This is a genomic window from Vibrio sp. 10N.247.311.49 (genome assembly GCF_041467655.1).
In the GTDB taxonomy this organism is placed as follows: Bacteria; Pseudomonadota; Gammaproteobacteria; order Enterobacterales; family Vibrionaceae; genus Vibrio; species Vibrio crassostreae_C.
On sequence record NZ_JBFSVA010000003.1, the window covers coordinates 235752 to 256748 of the forward strand.

General features: G+C 45.8%; 13 protein-coding genes and 1 pseudogene. 6 read left to right on the forward strand and 8 right to left on the reverse strand.

Features of this window, described 5'->3' with window-relative positions; translation table 11 throughout:
• Nucleotides 1-263 precede the first annotated feature (263 nt).
• Nucleotides 264-1934, forward strand: a complete 1671-nt coding sequence (locus AB6E54_RS05430) for a DUF342 domain-containing protein (RefSeq protein ID WP_229647587.1) — start codon at nucleotides 264-266, stop codon at nucleotides 1932-1934.
• A gap of 123 nt (nucleotides 1935-2057) precedes the next feature.
• On the opposite strand, the gene AB6E54_RS05435 is transcribed toward AB6E54_RS05430, so the two are convergent.
• From AB6E54_RS05435 to AB6E54_RS05460, 6 genes are all read right to left on the reverse strand, one after another.
• Nucleotides 2058-4172, reverse strand: coding sequence for a type I secretion system permease/ATPase (locus AB6E54_RS05435; RefSeq protein ID WP_017061209.1), 2115 nt, complete (start codon nucleotides 4170-4172; stop codon nucleotides 2058-2060).
• Nucleotides 4173-4190: 18 nt separating this feature from the next.
• Nucleotides 4191-6101, reverse strand: a complete 1911-nt coding sequence (locus AB6E54_RS05440; RefSeq protein ID WP_017061208.1) for a LapD/MoxY N-terminal periplasmic domain-containing protein — start codon at nucleotides 6099-6101, stop codon at nucleotides 4191-4193.
• A gap of 5 nt (nucleotides 6102-6106) precedes the next feature.
• Entirely contained in the window at nucleotides 6107-6775 is a 669-nt protein-coding gene (locus AB6E54_RS05445) for a transglutaminase-like cysteine peptidase (RefSeq protein ID WP_019823329.1), read from the reverse strand.
• Between the two features lie 59 nt (nucleotides 6776-6834).
• On the reverse strand, nucleotides 6835-8226 hold the full coding sequence (locus tag AB6E54_RS05450; protein WP_017061206.1) for an HlyD family type I secretion periplasmic adaptor subunit: 1392 nt from the start codon (nucleotides 8224-8226) through the stop codon (nucleotides 6835-6837).
• A 112-nt stretch (nucleotides 8227-8338) separates the two neighbouring features.
• Nucleotides 8339-9625 carry a sigma-54-dependent transcriptional regulator gene (locus AB6E54_RS05455; protein WP_372106803.1) on the reverse strand — a complete coding sequence of 429 codons (1287 nt, stop codon included), beginning with the start codon at nucleotides 9623-9625 and terminating at the stop codon, nucleotides 8339-8341.
• Nucleotides 9626-9709: 84 nt separating this feature from the next.
• Nucleotides 9710-11632 (reverse strand): ATP-binding protein, encoded by a 1923-nt coding sequence (locus tag AB6E54_RS05460; protein WP_372106682.1) that lies wholly within the window; start codon nucleotides 11630-11632, stop codon nucleotides 9710-9712.
• A 167-nt stretch (nucleotides 11633-11799) separates the two neighbouring features.
• On the opposite strand from AB6E54_RS05460, the gene pdxH reads away from it, so the two are divergent.
• Nucleotides 11800-12435 (forward strand): pyridoxamine 5'-phosphate oxidase, encoded by a 636-nt coding sequence (pdxH, locus tag AB6E54_RS05465; protein ID WP_017061203.1) that lies wholly within the window; start codon nucleotides 11800-11802, stop codon nucleotides 12433-12435.
• 102 nt (nucleotides 12436-12537) lie between these two features.
• Here pdxH and AB6E54_RS05470 read toward each other — a convergent pair whose 3' ends face one another.
• Nucleotides 12538-13320, reverse strand: coding sequence for a helix-turn-helix transcriptional regulator (locus AB6E54_RS05470; RefSeq protein WP_032547136.1), 783 nt, complete (start codon nucleotides 13318-13320; stop codon nucleotides 12538-12540).
• 364 nt (nucleotides 13321-13684) lie between these two features.
• Nucleotides 13685-13864, reverse strand: a pseudogene (locus AB6E54_RS05475) (SUMF1/EgtB/PvdO family nonheme iron enzyme); the annotation flags it as partial.
• A 261-nt stretch (nucleotides 13865-14125) separates the two neighbouring features.
• Here AB6E54_RS05475 and AB6E54_RS05480 point away from each other — a divergent pair.
• From AB6E54_RS05480 to putP, 4 genes are all read left to right on the forward strand, one after another.
• The gene (locus AB6E54_RS05480) at nucleotides 14126-14950 is read left to right on the forward strand and encodes an AraC family transcriptional regulator (RefSeq protein ID WP_017061200.1); all 825 of its coding nucleotides are present in this window, start codon (nucleotides 14126-14128) and stop codon (nucleotides 14948-14950) included.
• 181 nt (nucleotides 14951-15131) lie between these two features.
• Nucleotides 15132-18269, forward strand: a complete 3138-nt coding sequence (putA, locus tag AB6E54_RS05485; RefSeq protein ID WP_372106680.1) for a bifunctional proline dehydrogenase/L-glutamate gamma-semialdehyde dehydrogenase PutA — start codon at nucleotides 15132-15134, stop codon at nucleotides 18267-18269.
• Nucleotides 18270-18280: 11 nt separating this feature from the next.
• On the forward strand, nucleotides 18281-18985 hold the full coding sequence (locus AB6E54_RS05490) for a 1-pyrroline-5-carboxylate dehydrogenase (RefSeq protein WP_102333569.1): 705 nt from the start codon (nucleotides 18281-18283) through the stop codon (nucleotides 18983-18985).
• A gap of 183 nt (nucleotides 18986-19168) precedes the next feature.
• Nucleotides 19169-20659: a sodium/proline symporter PutP gene (gene putP, locus AB6E54_RS05495; protein WP_029236483.1), complete on the forward strand. Its 1491-nt coding sequence runs from the start codon at nucleotides 19169-19171 to the stop codon at nucleotides 20657-20659.
• The last annotated feature ends 338 nt before the right edge of the window (nucleotides 20660-20997 follow it).

Consider the following 20997-nt stretch of genomic DNA (forward strand, 5'->3'; position numbering starts at 1 on the left):
TTTAATCTTCTAAAGCTATTCGCCTTTACTATCTTGCACCAATATCGAATCGACATTCAATCACACGAAATATTCTGAAAAATCTTCCTATGTATTTGTAAAGGCGAAGCAGATCATAAAATGTGTAAGTCTTATTTATGAGTCATGTTTGCAGAATCGAAAGTAAGTGATGTGACGCTGATTATTCTAATAATGTGATACTCAGCGCAGAATGAATTATATAGACTGAATAACAACTGAGTCATTAGGGATACTCAATTCGAATGTGGGATAACATCGTTACATTGTCGGAAGACAAGCAACAAGTAATGGCATGTCTGCCAACCGGGATTGTGGTTGACGCAAGCTTTGATAACAAGACGCTGCCACCAACCTTGGAAGCTTTGAATGCATCAAACTATTTTCTTTTCGAAGAAGAGGTGTTGCGTTTCGTTACTCTTGCTAAAGAAGGTAAGGGTGAAGCTTATGAAGGAATCTTGATTGCTGAAGTTCGAAATGCCACTGTTGCGGTCGAACTGTCTGATGATGAGATGTTGGCGAGTCTCGTGGTCACTGGTCCCTACAATGGACACCCACTGCGTGGTAGCGACATCATTCAGTGCTTATCTCTAGCTCAAATAACAAAAGGAATAAATAAGTTAGCGCTCAGAAAAGTTCTGATGATGAGTAGCAAACTTAAGCCCGGGGAAAAGTTTACTCAGCCCGTCGCTAAAGGGACACAACCAGTAAAAGGTAAGGATGCTAAGTTTGCCGCTTTGGTTGAAGATATTACTCGCCAAGTCTTGAAGCCTCGCAGCAAAGACGAAGGCAAGATTGATATGCGAGACTTGGGACAAACCATTACCGTTGGTAAAAATGATCACTTAATGAAACGTACCCCCGCTACCAAAGGCATCGCTGGCTTTACCGTTCAAGGCCGAATTATCCCACCGCTTCCTGGGCAAGACAGTTTAATCAAGCCAGGAAAGGGCACCTACATCTCCCCTGAAGATCCCAATTTACTACTCGCCTCACACCCTGGATTGCCCATCATTAAAGATCGAACCATCGAAGTGGATGACGCCTTATGTGTCAGCAACGTCGATGTCTCAACTGGGCATGTTAAATTTAAAGGTAATGTCTTCGTCTCTGGCAACATCGAGCCGGGGATGATCGTCAAGGCGACCGGAAGTGTTACGGTTGGTGGCTTTATCGAATCGGCCGAAGTTCAAGCCCAGGGGGATATCAAAGTCGCCAAAGGCATTATCGGCCATACGACTAAAGAGGGGGAGCCAAAAAGTTGTAAGGTATTCAGTAAAGGCTCTATCACAGCAAGCTACGCACAGAATGCTGAGCTACAAACGGCCAACGACCTTAGACTTGGTGTGCACAGTATGAGTAATGACATTCGCTGTGGTAACAACCTTATCGTGATGGACAGTTTGAAAAAACACGGCACGCTCAGCGGTGGTGAAGCCAAAGTCGGCGGGAAAGTAGAATGTGTCTTCTTAGGTGTTGAGGGAGACACCGCAACTAAAGTACATGGCTTTGCGCGCTACGATGGTTACCGACAAAAGCTAGCCGAGCTGAAGGAAGCTTATAAACACACTCAAGAGCAAACCATGGGTGTGATTCGCCAAGAGTTAGAATTTAAGAAGCGCCCTAAAACCGAGAGAAGCGAAGAGCAAGCCCTAGAAATTGAGCAGCAACGTGAGAAGAATAATCTCGCAATTGAAAACACAAAGTCGCAGCTAGATACACTCGAAGCGGAGTTTGCAACCAACCTTGCTGAATGCACTGTAGAGGTACACGAAAAAGTGTATACCCGAGTGACGATTCAATTTGGTGATGAGACAGTCACAACCAAGCGAACCCACGGCGGAAGTGTTTTCTCATTCAACCAATACGAGATCCAATGTTCATTCAAGATGGAGCAAGAGGATATTGCTTTGTAGACTTTTGTGCTGAACACAAAGTTACGTATGGTTAAGGTGCCGATACTGACAAATAAAAAGGGGAGCTGATGCTCCCCCTTTTGGTTTCTACTGATAATTATTTATTTAGGTGGCTTGAGCGCTCTAACTAACGGCTCTCACTCGGCCTTGTTTAAGGTCTGAAAGAACCTGTGCTTTAGGACCATCTGCAATGATGCAGCCTTTCTCCATTACGATCACTCGATCGACAATGTCCAACATCGACGTTTTGTGTGTAATCAGAATTAACGTCTCGCTTGGTAGCAATTGGTTAAGTTGGTGTTTGATGTGCATCTCTGAACGGTTATCCATAGCACTGGTCGGCTCATCCATCAACAACACTGGCGGACGGCCAAGGAAGGCTCTAGCAATGGCAATTGACTGACGTTGTCCACCAGACAGCAAGGCACCACCTTCACCCACTTGGCGTTCCAAACCTGCAGGATCTTGTTGAGTAAACGCGGTTACCCCTGCACGGTTTGCTGCATCCATCACGTCACGGTCATCCACCAAAGGACGACCTAAAGTAATGTTGTCTCTTACTGAACCGTAGAACAGGTTACTGTCTTGCGGAACACAACCTATATTGCGTCGTACGTCGACATGATGCAGTTGCTCCATATCCGTGTCATCAATACGTACATGGCCTTCTGTGGGCTTGTACAGGCCCATAATCAGACGTTCTAGTGTGGTTTTACCTGAACCAATACGACCAATGATTGCTACTTTCTCACCAGGACTAATATTGAGGGTTAAGTCTCTAATTGAAGCCACTGGTGAATCTGGGTAGTGGAACGTCACTTTATCTAGCGCGATATGGCCCTGAATAATCGGACGGTGAATGTAGCGTTTACCTTCTTCTTGTTCATCAGGCATCGACATAACTTGCTCAATCAGAGTCATTGATGACTTTGCTTGGTTGTAACGAGTCGAAAGCAAAGACAGCTGAACAAGCGGGCCAATCGCTCGGCCGCTCAACATGGTTGCAGCGATCAAGCCACCCATCGTAAGTTCACCTTCTGCAATTAGATACACGCCAAAGATGATCATACCAACGTTAGTACTTTGCTGAACAAAGCCGGCGGTGTTTTGGATGCTGTCAGTGATGCGTCGACTTTTGATATTCCAATTCGCCATGTGAGCAACGGCTTCTTCCCAACGGAATTGGAATTGGCTTTGCGCACTGAACAGCTTAACCGTCTCTAACCCTGCCAAACTCTCGATTAAGTTCGCGTACTTCTGCGAAGCAAGACGAGAGCCTTCCTCAATGGTACGGCGCAGTGGACCTTGGATTAGCAATGCATAGACGATCAAAATGACCACGCCAGCAACGGGAACAAACACAAGGTTTCCAGCCATTAACCAAATTAGCGCTAAGAACATCAGTGCGAAGGGGAGGTCGATTAACGAGCCAATGGTTGCAGAGGTAAAGAATTCACGAATGGATTCGAACTCTTGCAAGTTTTTAGCGAAAGCACCGACAGAAGCAGGCTTCGCTTCCATACGAATCCCCAGTACTTTACTGAACAGTTTGGAGGAAATGAGAATATCGGATTTCTTACCGGCAACGTCAATGAAGTAGCTGCGCATCAATTTGAGCAGCAAATCGAATAGGAACACGACAAAGATACCACTTGCCAGCACCCACAAAGTTTCAAAGGCGAGGTTGGGAACTACCTTGTCGTACACCAAGCGTGTAAACATCGGCGCGGCAATCGCGAAGATGTTGATAAGAATGGAGGCAATCAACACATCTCGGTAGATGTTTTTAGATTCCCAAATCGTGCTCCAAAACCAATGCCCTTTACGTGTTTTTAGAACTTCTGGTGAACGTTCATCATAACGGAACTGTTTCTTTACCAAGAAGTAGCGGCCGATGAATTGTTCTTTCAGCTCTTCGACAGGAATGATGATTGGCACCATTCCGCTTTCCGCAGTAATGATTTCCGCTTCTTGCTTCTCTAAATCGATACTGTTGAGAACGCACGCCTCACCTTGTTTAAGTAGTAAGACCGCAGGCAGTATCAGGTGAGGAATCTTTTCTAAGTCGGAACGGTTTTCTTTTGCCACTAATCCTGCTCGTTCAGCAGAGCGTGGGAATAGGAAAGGGGTTAGCTTTCCATCGGATAGTGGTAGCCCATTGATCAACGCTTCGGGCGAGTTAGCTAACCCGTAATACCGGCTAACGTAGATCAGTGAGTTCAATAGTGGATCTTGCATGTGATATAACCCTTACAACTATTTATCAACAATGAAGCCTTGGAACACTTCTACGTAGTTATCAGACAGAATATCTAGCTGAGTCTGAGTTTCTATTCGAGACGCGATGGTGGTGACGCCTAGGTTGTGAGCGGTTCTAGAGATCGACGTTAAGGTAAACTTCTGTTTTTCGTCATCAAGGTTATGTGTGAACAGGTAATCTAGCTTCACATAGCTTGGACGGTATTCGTTGATGTAATCCAGTGATTGGAAGTTACGTCCGTAGTTATCGACACCAAACACCGCTTCAGCGTTGCGAATGGTGTTACACAAAAGTGCCGTGTAGTGCGGAACGTTGATGAAGCAGTTTTCTGGAATCTCAAAGTGCAACAGGTGAGCGATTGAAGCATTCTGTTCAAGCGTCTTACCGATCCAACGGATGAAGCTTGGTTGAGATATACTGCTTGGCGAGAGATTAATAGCGACTGGGCTGGTTACTTCTTTTGCATTGAGCTTTTCAACCATCTTCTCAATAACGTATTGGTCGAGAATGTGGCTCATTTCAAGCTGTTCTAGCGCGTATAGATACTGGTTAGCACCGTAACGCACGCCATCTTTTTCAATCGCAGAGAACACCTCTTGGTGATACGTTTTACCAAAGGCATTGTTTGCAGCCTGCAAACGGAAGGTAATGAGGTCGTTGATGATCGCTTCTTCAACCAACATACGCCATTGTTGTTTGCCCATCACTGCGCCGTGATCGTCTGCGGTTACGTAGCCGTAAGCAAGTTCTCGATTCGCCTTGGCACTTGAGAGTGCGTTATCCACCAGCGACATGATTTCAGTACTGGTTTTACGCTTGTTGCTGTAGGTCACACCAAGAGCAATATGTGGATTCGCAGTGCCTGTTGGGTCTGAACCTAGGCTCTGGATACAGTTTACGATGCTGCTCGCGACAAGTTTCAGTTCGCTCTCATCAATGTTTGGCATGATGAAACCGAACTCGTCACTAGAAATACGAGCGATGGTGATATCTGGAGATGAAATTGAAGCTTGCAGCTGTTCAGCCAGTTGATGAACCAAGGCATCACCTTCTTGATAGCCCTTTTCATCGTACTCTTCACTGATAAACTCCGCTTTAAGTACCGCTAAACCACCTAAGCTCGACTCCTCTAACCATTGAGTTAACTGAGACATGTAGTAAGCACGGTTACCTAGCTGAGATACAGGGTCGATATATGCTCTTTCACGTAACTTCTGAGCTTCTTTCGCTTGGTTTTTAAATGCCAGTTCAACTTGAGTCGACATGTGGTTGATACCATCGACAACCAAGGTGAGATCTTTTGTCTTTGGACGAGCCAGAGGTTCGCCAAACTGATTCTTGGCGATCTGATCCATCTTGGTAATGATCAACGAGAGCGGGCGTAAAGCGCGCTTAAGGATCCAAGAGATAGACACCAAACCGAGCAAGAAGATCGTGCCAAATATGCTCAGTAAGCGGATGAATGCTTGCCAAAGTTGATCGTAGGCAGGGCCTGGGTGACTTACGATCTCGACCTCGGCCAATTGCATCCAGCCACTGGTGATCACGCGGCGGTCATGAACAGGCTCGAACAGGTTTAGGTTGGTAAACCACTCTGGTACGCCAGTTGGCTTTACAGGGTATGAGCGGAGAATGTCTTCACCGCTATCGAGAAAGATCAATCGAACGACTGAGTAAGAACTGCCATCAAACAGGGCGTTGATAACAGACTCCACTGCCACCTTGTCCTTTTCTTCTAGGTAAGGGGCGAGAGCCAGTCCAACAGTATTAATGGTATTACTTACCTCAGAGCGTTGCTGCTCCTCTAAGTATCCACGGGTGGTATTGAATTCGATCATAAAAACTGACGTCATCAGCAGTATGAACACTGCAACCATCCCGACCACAAGCTGTTTATATAAAGTCATTGTACCTACTCATCGTAATTGATAATGGGTTTGTTTAATTTTAGAGAGCGCTCACGTGAACGTAAGTCGTTCCATAAGCTCAATCTTGAAGATTTCCCTGCCAACTTGCCGCTGCCTGCTGCCGACTTGATCAACCAAAGGTTTTTACCGTTAAAACTGTAAATTGGTCTTAGATCTGGGCGTTTGGAACCGCGTTTAATTTCAGGGTTTAAGTTGTCCAAAATTAGTGGTTCTGCACTCGGTGTTGAGTAGTACGCCAACACCATGTGGAACTGGTTTAGCTCCAGTGCTTTTACGTACACTAATCGTAATTTCTTATCTGGGACGCCCAGTTCAAGCAAAGAGAAGTATTTTGCGATTGTGAAGTCTTCACAATCACCGGCGTTGCTGCCTAAAAATTCCAGTGGTGTTGCCCAGTAATCATTCTTTCCCCACAGTATGTTGTCATCGACAAAGTACATCTGGTTGAAGAACTGGTTCACCGACCTGAGCTTCTCTTTTTCACTTAATCCGTCGTATGACGTCATATTTGAGCGCCATGTTGCCACTCGCTTTCCGGCTCTATCGCCGTAGGTTTTGGTCACTGCATCTATCCACCGTTGGTCGCTCTTGTTGAGCGCCACAGAGGTGAAAGAGGTGAGGACCAGCAGCAATAGCGAAATCCGAGACTTCATAGCCTCTGCTCTTGTCTATTTGCTGTGTATTGAAAGGCGTTATCAAACATCAAACGTCATTACTCTTTTAGTGCATTGTTTTGAGCGCTTAATAGTGGCTTCAACATGTACTCAAGCACGGTTCTTTTACCCGTGATGATATCGACAGAGGCGGTCATACCTGGAATGATTGGCAACTCTTCGTTCTGTCCAAAATTGTGTTTTTCGGTGCGCACGCGCACGATATAGAAGCTATTGCCTTCTTCATCTTGAGTGGTATCGGCACTGATGTGCTCTAACACGCCTTCTAGACCACCGTACTTAGTGAAGTCATAAGCACTGAATTTAACGATGGCAGTCAATTCTGGGCGTAGGAACGCGATATCTTGCGGGGCGATTTTCGCTTCAACCAATAGAGAGTCTTCTGTTGGTACAATCTCAACGATGTCCATACCCGGTTGGATAACCCCGCCGACAGTATTAATACCCAATGTTTTAACGGTGCCTGTTACAGGAGAAACCACCACGGTACGGTTTACTCTGTCTTCTAGGCCAACGGCAGATTCGGTCATTGCAGAGAGCTTGTCTTGGGCTTGATTGAGTTTTTCTTGTTGTTCGGAGCGGAAGTTCAGTGCGGCGTCAATACGGCTGAGCATGGATTCTTTGATTGCTGAGCGTAAAAGAGGAATTTTTAGCTCGCTCGAAGTCATTTCTCGGCGAGTGTCGTTCACTTGTCTTTGCAGTTTAAGTAATTCAATTCGTGGTACCACCCCTTCATCGGCGAGAGGTTTGGTGATATCCAGTTCTTGGCGAGCAAACTGGTAGCTCTGTTTTAGGTTTCGAACACGCGCTTTAATCTCAACTAGGTCTTGCTGTTTCTGTTCAACTTGTTGATCAAAAACGGAAAGCTGGTTTCTCAGATTATTGAGATCTTGACGGTATTCTGCTTTTTGACGATTAACCAGTTGAGGTTGAAGTTCATAGAATTTAGGTGGGAACGCAAGCTTGCCATAATCGAGAGTGACACTTTTCTTCCATTCTTTTTCAGAGAATTCTTCATTGATGACAACACTGGTCAGGGAAGCGGAAAGCATTAACACGTTGGCGGTCAAGTTCGCGACTTGTTGTTCACGTTCGCGGAAGTCAGAACGGAATCGTGTGTCATCGATTAACAGCAGTTGTTGACCTTTTTGAACGCGTTGGCCTTCTTTAACTAAGATTTCTTTAACCAAGCCACCTTCAAGGTTTTGTACCACTTGGATCTGAGAGGAGGGGATCACTTTGCCTTGGCCAACGGTAACTTTGTCGATCTCTGCCCATGCAGACCACCCAATAGCAGCAATAAAAAACAGAACGATCACCCACAACATAATTCGCGCACTGGTGGGCGTATTGAGGAGTAGTGCCGCTGTTTTATCATCGACATACTCAAGCTCGGTCTCGTTCAATTTGCTGAAATTTTTCTGACTCATAACAGTCCTTGTTCGCTAAATAAAAGTGCAAGCCTATTGAGTGTATTCTTACTTTTGATAAATGTTAAGATTTTGCTCCTTTAAATCTTTGAATTTATATATTTTTTAAGACTTATCGGTTCTTGAAATCTGTTTTATCGAGTTGGTGCTTTCTTAGTTTGTCATACAGTGTTTTTCGCGACACCTGCAGCTCTTGTTGTACCTCTTTTAAACGACCTTGATGGCGATGTAGCGCCTCAATCAAGATAATTTGTTCAAAGCTATCGGTGCGTTGGTTCAACGACTGTTGTTGCTCTTCAATGCTCATATCGAGTTCATTTTGCTCATCAGTATCGCTGTCGAGCGACGGCTGCTTAATTTGAGTCAGCACTCTGAGTTCAGCATGTTGGCGAAGCTGACGAATGTTCTCCGTCCAATGCGTTGCAATGAGTCGCTGAATCTCTTTTTCTGTAATGACGGGTGGCGGCAGTTGATAGCGACTGGCTGCACCACGAGCAAAGTGTTTGAACAAAGAGCCAATATCTTCCGTTCTTTGCGCCAAGGGTAGTAAATTAAATCGGCGCAGTTCACCTGTAATTGTAGTAGGAACTACTGTAGTTGCGATAATGATACAAGTTGCATTGGTCTTGCATGAGTTTTCACGAAGTAGAGTGGGTTTTAGGTTCGCTAACCACAGCCATTGATCCTGAGTTAGTGCTTCTGTCTCATGGATATAGAGTGTTCCACCTTGATGCTTCAAGAACAGTTGCAAAACAAACTGATGGAATGTCGCTTCGTCACTGCGTGGCAAATTAAACGCCGCGACAGGGCAAAGCTCCGCGGTTTGATGACTGTGTAAATCATGGGTGTATTGTGCAGTGACCCTTTTCCCCGTCCCTAAATCACCAACAAATAATAGAAGTGGGTTAGTTTTGGTATCTAGGGTGATCAATTCTCGGCGTAATGCCTGCATTGATGGTGATTGACCAATCAGTTTCGGGCCAACCTGATTTTGCATTGCCAACTCTTTACGCAATAGGTTGTTCTCTTCAACCAGTGCGAGCTTATCTGCGGCTTTTTTAACGGCAGTGAGTAGGGCATCGACCACAAATGGCTTTTCCAGAAAATCGTAAGCACCGGCTTTCATCGCTGATACCGCGGTTTGCACGTCACCATGTCCGGTAAGTACGATGACCTGAAAATGAGGATTTTGACTCAGCAACTTTTGCGTTAATTGAATGCCATCCATTACCGGCATGTGAATATCGGTGATGACAATTCCGGCTTGCGTGGTATCTATTTTCTTTAATGCCTCAATAGCATTGGGAAAGCCGACGATATCGATACCTTCAATGAGCATGGCTTGTTCTACCGAGTCTCGAATGGCGGGTTCATCGTCGACAAAATAGAGTTTAGGCATAGAGTGCAAAAGCCGATTCCTTAGCTGTAGGTGAGATTAGCAGTAATGTGAAATTCGTTTTCCGTTAACAATAACAACGGCGTGTTAGCGCTTATCGTTATATAACGGGATGTTTAGCGAGAATACCATGCCTGAAGGCTCTAACCGGTTCGCGCTGATCGTGCCGTGATACGCTTCAATAATCCGTTTCGATATTGAAAGCCCTAGCCCTAAACCTTCCGGTTTGGTGGTAAAAAACGGGTCGAACAGCTGTTCTAGCTTATCGTTCGGCATGCCAATTCCGTTATCCCAAATGATCAGCTGACAAGCGTCATGATGCAGTTGCCATTCGATGCCTATCTGTGGGCTAGCCTGTTGGTCAACGCTTTCCAGGTTTTGTTGCTCCTGCAAGATTTTGTGTTCAAGAACTTGTTGTTGCAGCGCTTGAGTCGCGTTGTGAATCAGGTTCACTAGTACTTGCTCGAGTTCGGTTGGATGAATCGCAATATTGATGTCATCTGGCACCGTGCTTAGCCTTAGCGTAATGCCTTGCTTGATCATCAGCGCACTGAGAATGCTAGTGGCGTTATTGACCGCTTGATGCAGGTTCGCCACATGATGTTCTTGTTTGGTGACCTTGCGAGTAAAGACTTTGAGTCGCGCGATGATGTCGGTAATGGTGTTGTTGAGGCCAATCATTTTCTCAATATTGCTTTTCACTAAATCGGTTCGTTCCATTTCCAGTAGCTTTAAGCTGTTTTCACTGTAGGTTCGCAGTGCTGCAAGCGGTTGGTTGATTTCGTGGTTAATGCTGGCTGACAGCTCACCGAGTACCGCTAGTTTCGCGGTTTGTGTCAGCTCTTGTTCTGTCTGTTTCAACTTCGACTGCGACTCTTGGTATTGAAAAAGGGTTTGTTGCAGCTGCTGATTGGATTGCTTCAAGTAGTGGGTACGTTTATCAACGGTTTGCTCTAGGTTTTGGTTGAGTCGGGTCAACGCCACTTTCGCGAGATAAGTCTGGCGCCACGACCAAGCGATGAGCATCACCAAGCTATAAATCACCACGAAGATGACATCGATCTGAAAGATTTTAATAAGTTCAGCTCTGGTCTCTTTTAGTGCGACAACTTGGTACTGGTTGTTGCTGACCGTTGCAGGGTAAAGATTAAAAGCACCAAGCTTGAATAACTGGTTGGCGGTGAGCTCTTTTCGGATTTCATTGGATTGAAGGTTGCTAGATTGATTGGTATTGCTCGCTTCTGACTGAGAGCTTGAAGGACGAAAGGCTTCGATGATCGAAATTTCGCTTTGACCGTATTGGCGTTGAAGTGCGATATCCGTTTGTTGTTGCTGCGTTAATGGCAACAATGAATGGTAAAGCCACGGAGCTTGGCTTGATAGAAAGACCACTTGGTTAGAGTCGAGTACTACGATCTCAAAATCGTCGCTGGTCAGGATGTTTTCGAGATTTTCTAAGCTCACTTTTACGGTGATAACGCCAACAACTTCCTTGTCGATATACAGAGGTGAAGACAGAAAATAACCTCGTACGTTCGAGCGAGCGCCTAGCGCGACATATTGTGTGTTGTTACCTTGAATGGCAGAAGCAAAGTAGGGACGAAACGAGAAGTTCTCACCGACAAAGGTACGAGGCTTTTGGTAATTACTGGAAGCGACCACAGTACCGCTCGGGTCGTGAATATAGATGGTGTCGGCCTGGCTTTGATTCGACCATTCAAACAGCAATTGATTGAGCTGCGCGGCGGAAATCTTGTTTGCTCGTTGTGATGAGTCAAAATAAGAGAGCAAGCGCGGGTCATGACTGAGCAAATCCGGGATCTGTTTGAATTTATCCAGTTCAGAATCGATTTGTAGATTGGCTTTATTCGCCGCTTCATCGAGTTGCTGAGTGACGATTTTTTCTTGGAATTGTACTGCCATAAAGTGGGTTGCGGTCAGCCCTGCAGCTCCCAATAACAATGAGAATAAAACAAAGGACGTCATTAGGTTAGGCAGTATTTTGGTCACTCGGATCTCAGCTTGTCATCGGTTTGTATAAAGATTATCAATATGATGGAGAGAGTACCGAGATCTTGTTAACACAGAGCACCTTCTGTGAGACAAAACCATGGCTTAGACTTGTGTTTCAAAGGATTACGGCGCAAAATCACAAAAAAATTAAAAGGAGCAACCAAATGGAACTGACAGATATTCGTCGCGAATACGCTAAGGGTGGATTGAGACGTAAAGACTTGGCCGCAGACCCGATTGAGCAATTCAACCTATGGCTAGAGCAAGCCATTGAAGCGAAGTTGACGGACCCTACTGCCATGACAGTTGCTACGGTTGATGAAAATGGTCAGCCATTCCAACGCATTGTTCTGCTGAAGAATGTTGATAAAGACGGGTTCGTTTTTTACACTAACCTAGGTAGCCGTAAAGCGCACCAGCTTGAGCACAACAGCAAAATCAGTTTGCACTTCCCTTGGCATCCACTCGAACGACAAGTTCATATTACGGGCACGGCTGAAAAGCTGACCGCTATGGAAAATATGAAGTACTTCTCGTCACGTCCAAAAGAGAGCCAATTGGCCGCGATTGCAAGTAAGCAGAGTAGCCGCATCTCAGCGCGTGGGATTTTAGAAGGTAAGTATCTAGAGCTTAAACAGAAGTTTGCCAAAGGCGAGATTCCCGTACCTTCTTTCTGGGGTGGTTTCCGTGTACGTGTAGATAGCATTGAGTTTTGGCAAGGTGGTGAACACCGCTTGCACGACCGTTTCTTGTTCTCTCGCCAAGACAACAGTTGGGATATTGATCGCCTAGCGCCTTAGGCTTTTTGATCGCTTAGCTGCTTAACAGATCTAAAAATGCCGTTGATTAGACTTATCAAATCAACGGCATTTTTTTGTCTGCATTTTCAGCTGAACAGTCAATCAGTCACTGTGAAGAACAACAGAGATCTGTTTTTTGAGCAGAGTTTCTGGGATCACTGAGCCCAATCCTGAATCCAATGCATACTCAATCAATTGGCTTTTACTGCGTGCATCAAACTTCTGTTTCAATCTGGCGACATGACCTTCGACCGTTTTGATTGAAATGTTTAACGTCGACGCGATGTACTGTGGTTTCTTGCCGAAAAGCAGTAAGAACAGTACCTCTGATTCTCTCGAAGTCAGCCGCTTTTGCAGCTTAGACACGCGCGGCTCTGACCCCGCAAGCGATGCCTGATCGCCTTTTGTTCCTGTGGCCTGACAAACCCAATGACCGACCTCTAAGATCGCGGTATCGGTAAGCTCTTGGCCATAGAAGATGGTGCCTTGGACGTTGTCGTCGTCATCAAGCCAAGGGGTTTTGGTAAAGATATGGGCGTGCCAGCGTCCGTCTGGATAGGGGTGAATATCGAGAATCTTAAGGGTACTGCGTGTATCCATTACATGTTTGTCTTGAGCCCTGAAATCTTGTGCGCACTCAGTGGTTTGACTGGGCATGTCGAAGTCGGTCAAGCCAGTACAAGTCTCATTGGGTTTTAAGCCAATCAATTGGTTGTAAGCAAGGTTGGCATACACGAAGACCGAGTCAGTATCTTTGCAGCCCCAGCAGCCTGGAAGTTGTTCGAATAAAGAACGATGTATGGAGTTGAGTGGATCTGGCAAGGTTTTATCTCGTAAGCTGAGGTATGGCAATGATATCAGTTTCTTATAGCGCTGCAATGGCAATTAGAGTACGAAAAATAAGGGGTGACTGACAGTTAAACGGACTGTTGATTAACTGTGTCAATCGCGGAGAATCGATGGGCATAAAGGGTGATAATCAGGCAAAAAAAAGCCAGCCTGAAGAGGGGCTGGCTAAAGACAAGATATGCCTTGTCGACATGTAGAAGATTTTCAGTCTAATTTACGAGGGTCAGGTAAATTAAACTGAGGCATCAATTTGATACCCAGAGTGACTTACTACTCTATCGACGAATCTACTCCTAGGAGTGCTTATGCATAAGGGGGGAATTCCCCTATAAATGTTGCTCAATGTGATAATTGAGAACCTAGAGTAAATATTGGGGGTTCTGAGCCTATGACTGGGAGCCTACAGCTCTCGTACTACTCGGAATCCTAGATAGTTCGCTGCCGTTGAAGGCGGTACGTACAGTTCGTTAAACACTTTTGCTTCTTCAGGAGAGAAGCTCCACGCGCCACCTTTCGCTAGGCCTTTCTGAACGGTTGTCCATTCCCATACATTACCCACCATGTCGTAGAAGCCTGTAAAATGTTTTTCGTGTTCGTGTTCGTGTTCGTGTTCGTGTTCGTGTGATTGCTTGTGAAGCCCCTAAATTCGCCGGAACGATTGGTTTTACAATGCCCGTAGTTTGTACGCTCTTGATCATCTTTCCGGAGGCATGATCAAGATGATCGCGGTAATGATCTTCTGTTTATGGTGAGGAAATGACTCTCATGATCATTTACAAATTCATCTTGTGCAGATTTCAGAGTATTATTCTCACTATGTCGATCTGAGTACTTTGCTGTCATGCCAAAACCTTTACCCTTTCCAAACCTAGACTTGTCCCCGCTAGGCCTTACTGGCCCTCGCCCTGCGGAGATCATTACTTTGCCTTCGCATATGGATTGTCACGATCACCACTATTCGCAAGTCGTGATTGGTTTAAATGGTCAGGCGGAATTTGAAGTTTGCGGTAAAGGTAATCTTATCGGGCCGGGTCAAGGTTGTGTGGTAACAGCGAGCTCTGATCATGCTTTCGGTGGGGTGGTTGGTCAGTCGGATATCCTAGTGCTCAATATGCCTGTGCCAACCGATGATGACCCTCTAATGTTAGAGAAGATTAACCAGTTAGAATCATCGAACGTCTACTTCCAATTAGACGCGCAAATTCAAAAGCTTATCCATATGTTGGTGCAAGAAATGCAGGCGAGCCCGGATGATCTATTGTTAAGCCGTGCCTGCAATGACACGGTGATCGCTCTGATGCAAAGGCACATATCGGCATTTGAAACCTCAATTAAAGACTCGCGTTTTGATCTTGAAGCACTGGATCGCTACATCGAGCAACACCTCGCGAATAAGATCTCTGTCGCTCAGCTTGCGGGCAGCGTGTTCTTGGGCGAAAGCCAGTTCCATATGCTGTTCAAAGAGCAAATGGGCATTACCCCTCACCAGTATGTTCTTGGTAAGCGTATCGATCGTTCTCGCCGTTTAATTGAACAGGGTAACCTTAGCCTTGGTCAGGTCGCAGAACTGGCTGGTTTCTCCGGTCAATCCTCTTTTACTCACACCTTTTCACGCCTTCAAGGCATGTCTCCATCCCAATACAAAAAGAAAATTTCTGTTAAATAGTGAAACAAAACGGCATATTATTTTAAAGTTTCATATGTGACGTTGTGTTTGTTTTGTTAATAAAGCGAGTTTTTAGCAAAAAACTCGGAGTTTTTGACAAGTAATCCTTATATACTCTAAATACACTGCAGCCATTGTAGAGATCCCGGGCTAATTCCGGGTGTGAGATTAAGGAAAACGCATGTTTACAGCTACTGATGTGTTAAAGCCAGAATTCAACGAGCAGTCGCTTGATGATCTATGGTCGCTTATCTCACCATTATATATGGTGGATGAAACCCAATGGCTAGAGCAACTTCTGCCACTAGCTACCCCTTCTGAGTCTGAAAAGCAGCAAATCACAGACAAAACGACTTCTTTGATCGAAGCTATCCGTGCGGATAAGACTTCTATCCAGATGATCGATGCACTGTTGCTTGAATACAGCTTAGATACTCAAGAGGGCATCTTGCTGATGTGTCTGGCGGAAGCCTTGATGCGTATTCCTGATTCAGCAACGGCTGATGCACTGATTCGCGACAAGCTAAGCGTTGCGGATTGGAAGTCTCACCTAAAGAATTCTGATTCGGTTTTTGTTAACGCTTCAACTTGGGGCTTAATGCTAACAGGCAAGGTGGTTGGACTTTCATCGAACGAGCAGAGTGCTGGACAAGCGGTTAACCGTTTAGTGAACAAGCTTTCTGAGCCGGTAATTCGTAAAGCGATGCACCAAGCGATGAAAGTGATGGGTCACCAATTTGTTCTTGGCCGCAGCATTGCTGAAGCGCAAAAGAACGGTAAGTCGATGCGCGACAAAGGCTTTACCTACTCATACGACATGCTAGGTGAAGCAGCACTGACCACAGCTGACGCAAATAAGTACTTTAAAGATTACCTAATGGCGATTGAAGCCGTAGGTCGAGACACTTATGTCTCTTCAAAATCTAGCCCAGCGCCATCTGTGTCTATCAAGCTTTCTGCACTTCATCCTCGTTACGAAGTGGCGAACGAAGACCGCGTACTGACTGAGCTATGCGACACGCTAGAGCAGTTACTGCGCCGTGCGATTGAGCTTGATGTTGCGATCACGATTGATGCAGAAGAAGCGGATCGCCTAGAGCTTTCGCTTAAGTTATTCGAAAAACTGTATCGCAGCGAGCTAGTGAAAGGCTGGGGCAAGTTTGGTCTGGTTATTCAAGCGTATTCAAAGCGTGCGTTACCGGTTCTAGTTTGGCTAAACCGCCTAGCAAAAGAGCAGGGTGACTTAATCCCACTTCGCCTAGTTAAAGGTGCTTACTGGGATAGTGAGATCAAATGGTCACAACAAGCTGGTTTCGATAACTACCCTGTTTACACTCGCAAAGAAGCGACTGATGTAGCCTACCTAGCGTGTGCGCGTTATCTATTGAGCCCAAGCGTTCGTGGCAATATCTTCCCGCAGTTTGCTAGCCACAATGCTCATACGGTTTCCGCTATTGCAGTGATGACAGACCATAAAGACTTTGAATTCCAACGCTTACACGGCATGGGTGATTCACTTTACAACCATGCAATGGAAGCTTACCAACAGTCGGTACGTATTTACGCGCCAGTTGGTAGCCATAAAGATCTACTGCCATACCTAGTACGTCGTCTGTTAGAGAATGGTGCAAACAGCTCGTTTGTACACCGTTTGGTTGATGCTCGTTGCCCTGTAGCAGAGCTAACACAGCATCCAGTCGACATGCTTTTGGCATTCGATACGTTGAACAACACTAAGATTCCTCTGCCGCCAGCGGTATTCCCTGAGCGTAAGAACTCATACGGTGTGAACATTGATATCGAGAGCGAAGCGCATCAGTTTGAAGAGCAAGTAAAAGGCTTTTTGAACAATCAATGGACTGCTGGACCTGTGATCAACGGCGAATCTCTTGCCGAAAGCATGATCAAGGCTGATCAGAATGTTGAACAAGTAACAGCACCTTACGATCGTCGTATTAGCGTGGGTCAGGTGGCTTTTGCAAACCTTGATCATGTTTCCGCAGCGATCACTGGTGCAGACGCCGCATTTGCTGATTGGAATGCGACATCGGTTGAAACCAAAGCCGCTGCGCTTGAGAAGTTGGCGGATCTGATGGAAGAAAACCTGGCTGAGCTGGTGGCAATTTGTCATCAAGAAGCGGGTAAGACAATTCACGACAGCATTGATGAAGTGCGTGAAGCGGTCGACTTCTGTCGTTACTACGCAAAACAAGCGGATAACCTACAAGGTTTCGAACTAAAAGGTTTTGATGGCCAAACACGAATTGCTTCTCGACAAGGTCGTGGCGTGTTCGTTTGTATTAGCCCTTGGAACTTCCCTCTCGCTATCTTCCTTGGCCAAATTACAGCAGCTTTGGTTGCGGGTAACACGGTTGTGGCTAAGCCTGCCGAGCAAACAAGCTTAATTGCAGCTCGCGCCGTTGAACTGATGAATGAAGCGGGTTTCCCTGCTGGCACTATTCAGTTACTACCGGGGCGTGGCGCTGAGATCGGCAGTGCACTTACCAGCCATGATGCCATTGCGGGCGTTGCCTTTACGGGTTCAACACCAACAGCACAACGTATCAACGTGTCATTGGCAAGTCGTAACGCTAAGCCTGTTCCGTTTATCGCGGAAACCGGTGGTCAGAATGCGATGATCGTCGACAGTACCGCACTGCCTGAACAGGTAGTTCGTGATGTTATTCGTTCTGCATTCGCTTCAGCAGGTCAACGTTGTTCTGCACTGCGTGTGCTTTACATCCAAGAAGACATTGCAGACCGCGTGGTTGGATTGATTCACGGTGCAATGGACGAGTTGAGTGTTGGTATTCCACACCTTCATAAAACCGATGTTGGCCCTGTTATCGACCAAAACGCAAAACAGAAGCTAATGGCGCACTTAGAAAACATGACCAATACCCAGAAGAAGGTGGCTCAACTTTCTTTAGGTACGGATTGTGAACATGGTGACTTTGTTCCACCAAGTGCGTTTGAAATCGATGACATCAGCTGCTTGACAGAAGAACAGTTTGGCCCTGTGCTTCACATCGTTCGCTTCAAAGCGAGTGAGTTGACACAAGTAGTAGACCAAATTAACCAAACCGGTTTTGGTCTAACTATGGGTATCCACAGCCGTAACGAAACAACTTACCGTTGGATCGAGAAACACATTCGTGTGGGTAACTGCTACATCAACCGTGACCAAGTGGGCGCTGTTGTTGGTGTTCAACCATTCGGCGGTCAAGGTTTGTCGGGTACTGGCCCTAAAGCGGGTGGTCCTCACTACCTATACCGCTTTACTGATGTTCATTTTTCTCAATCACAAGACAAGGCATAAGGAGCAGTATCATGGTTCATCAAGTGACAGGTTTTTCTGATGCTTTGTTAGCGTGGGAACAATGGAATCTTACCGACTTTGATCATAAGAGTGCTCAGGTACTTGCATTCAAATCAGAGATCGAAAGCCAATCTACGTCTTTGGCGGCAGTGGCAACTTATCACCTAGAGCAAGCCTCTGCGCTGCTTTCTGAGCAGCACCTAATGGCTGGCCCGACTGGTGAAACAAACGAGCTGTATGCTGCAGGACGTGGTGTGGCTTTGGTGATTGTTGATGATTGCCAAGACAAAGAGCCAGCACTGCAAACAGCAACCGCGATGATTACCGCAGCACTATTAGCGGGTAACAGCGTGCAATTGTGCAGTGATGACGTGCAATTCAACACCTTGATCGCTGATGCAGCGAAACAAGCGAATTTACCGACGAACTTGGTGCAGGTTGCCTCGTACGACGCTGCTCAACAGCTGCTGTCTTGCGATGTACGAAGTGCGGGTTACGTGGGTAATTCACAAACGGCTCAAGCTATCAATTTACAACTTGCTAAGCGTGACGGTGCAATCGTCGGTTTAGTAGCTGAAACGGATCTAACGGCAATGAATGTTGCTAATGATCCACACCTATCGCTGCGCTTCATTACCGAGCGTACGCGAACTATAAATATAACAGCCGTGGGCGGTAACGCGACCTTGCTCGAACTTGGAAGCGAAGCTCACTAACCTTCAGTAACATTGGCTCTAAGCACTTTTGTTTTCTCCATTGTTGGTTTCACCATCTTTGGATTTAACTCATAGTGCCTTGGAGCCTCAATACCTAACTCAATGCACTCGCTTGCCTTTACGGTGAGTGTCTTGCATTGAATTAGGTATGGAAGGCTTTTTACAAATGAGGACTATCAAATGATAGAAAACAGTTTTGCAATAACGACGACGTTCATTGCGTATCTAATTATGATGCTGGCAATCGGTGTTATTGCTTACAAACGTACTTCTAGCTCGACAGACTACTTCCTAGGTGGTCGTTCGCTAGGCCCATGGCCTGCTGCACTTTCTGCTGGTGCATCAGACATGAGTGGTTGGCTACTACTTGGTCTACCGGGTTACGCTTATGCTGCTGGTTTTGAAGCATTCTGGCTTGCTGGTGGCCTGCTAGTTGGTACTTGGGCGAACTGGTTAATCAGTGCTAAGCGTCTGCGTACTTACAGCATTACAACAGAGTCACTGACGCTACCTGAGTTCCTATCTCGTCGTTTCAATGATAATTCTAAGCTGATCCAAACAATTTCTGCTTTCTTTATCCTTTTATTCTTCCTTTTCTACACAAGTTCTGGCTTGGTAGCAGGTGGTAAATTGTTTGAAACAGTATTCGGCCTAGATTACACAACAGCGGTAATCATCGGTACAGTATGTGTGGTTTCTTACACGCTATTTGGTGGTTTCCTTGCGGTATCTTGGACGGATTTGGTTCAAGGTCTGCTGATGTCTGCTGCGCTATTGATTGTACCAATCGCAGCGATGAACGGTGGTCTTGGTCAGCTATCGACTGATCTTCACAACATCAACCCAGAGCTTCTCACGCTATGGAATGATGTGAAAGGTGAGCCACTTTCTGCTATCGCGATCATCTCGCTAGCGGCATGGGGTCTAGGTTACTTCGGTCAGCCACACATCCTTGCTCGTTTCAAAGCAACACGTAGCAACAAAGACCTAACAACAGCGCGTCGTATCGCGGTGGTATGGTCTGCTCTGTCTATGGTTGGTGCAATGCTAGTAGGTCTTGTTGGTCTAATCTACGTGACTAACTCTGGCGCGCCTAAGCTAGACGATGGCGAGAAGATCTTCATGCTTCTTGTGAACGCGATGTTCCACCCAGTAATCGCAGGTATCTTACTTGCTGCAATCCTAGCGGCAATCATGAGTACTGCGGATTCACAACTTCTTGTTTCTTCATCTGCGATGGCAGAAGATCTATACAAGCAAGTACTTAAGAAAGATGCGACGTCTGAAGAGATCGTTCGTGTAGGCCGCTTCGCGGTAATCCTAATCTCTCTAATTGCACTTGTGCTAGCGATGACGCCAGACAGTTCAGTTCTTGGCCTTGTATCTTATGCATGGGCTGGTTTTGGTGCTGCATTCGGCCCAGCTATTGTATTGAGCCTGTACTGGTCTCGTATGAACCGTAACGGCGCTCTAGCGGGTATCGTGGTTGGTGGTGTGACGATTGTACTTTGGAAACAGTTCACGGGCGGTTGGTTCGATGTGTACGAAATCGTACCGGGAATCATCCTATCGACGCTTTCTATCGTTATCGTGAGCCTAATTACTGGCGAGCCTGAAGACGAAGTAAAGAAGCAACACGCTGAGTTCGAGAAGAACCTTGTTGAGCTAGACTAATTTACATTGTAAAAATACCAATGAATTAGCAAAAGACATGAACAATAGAGTCACTTCGGTGGCTCTATTTTTTTATGTGAGTACGACCTTTGTCTTATTTCAAATTAAGTTTATTCGAGGTTTTCTGATATTGAAATGGGGGTTTACAATGTAAATCGAAGCGGTAGGATCTTGCGTGAGAAGGGAAAGATCAACTTACTCAATGGCGTGTGATGTCAAAAAATAAAACAGAAAAATGGCTATTTTTTGAACTTGGCGCTCACTTTTGTCATTAGCTCGGTGAATTGTGGAACCGAATTGGACATGATGTGTCAATTGTCAGTAACCACTAAAGACCT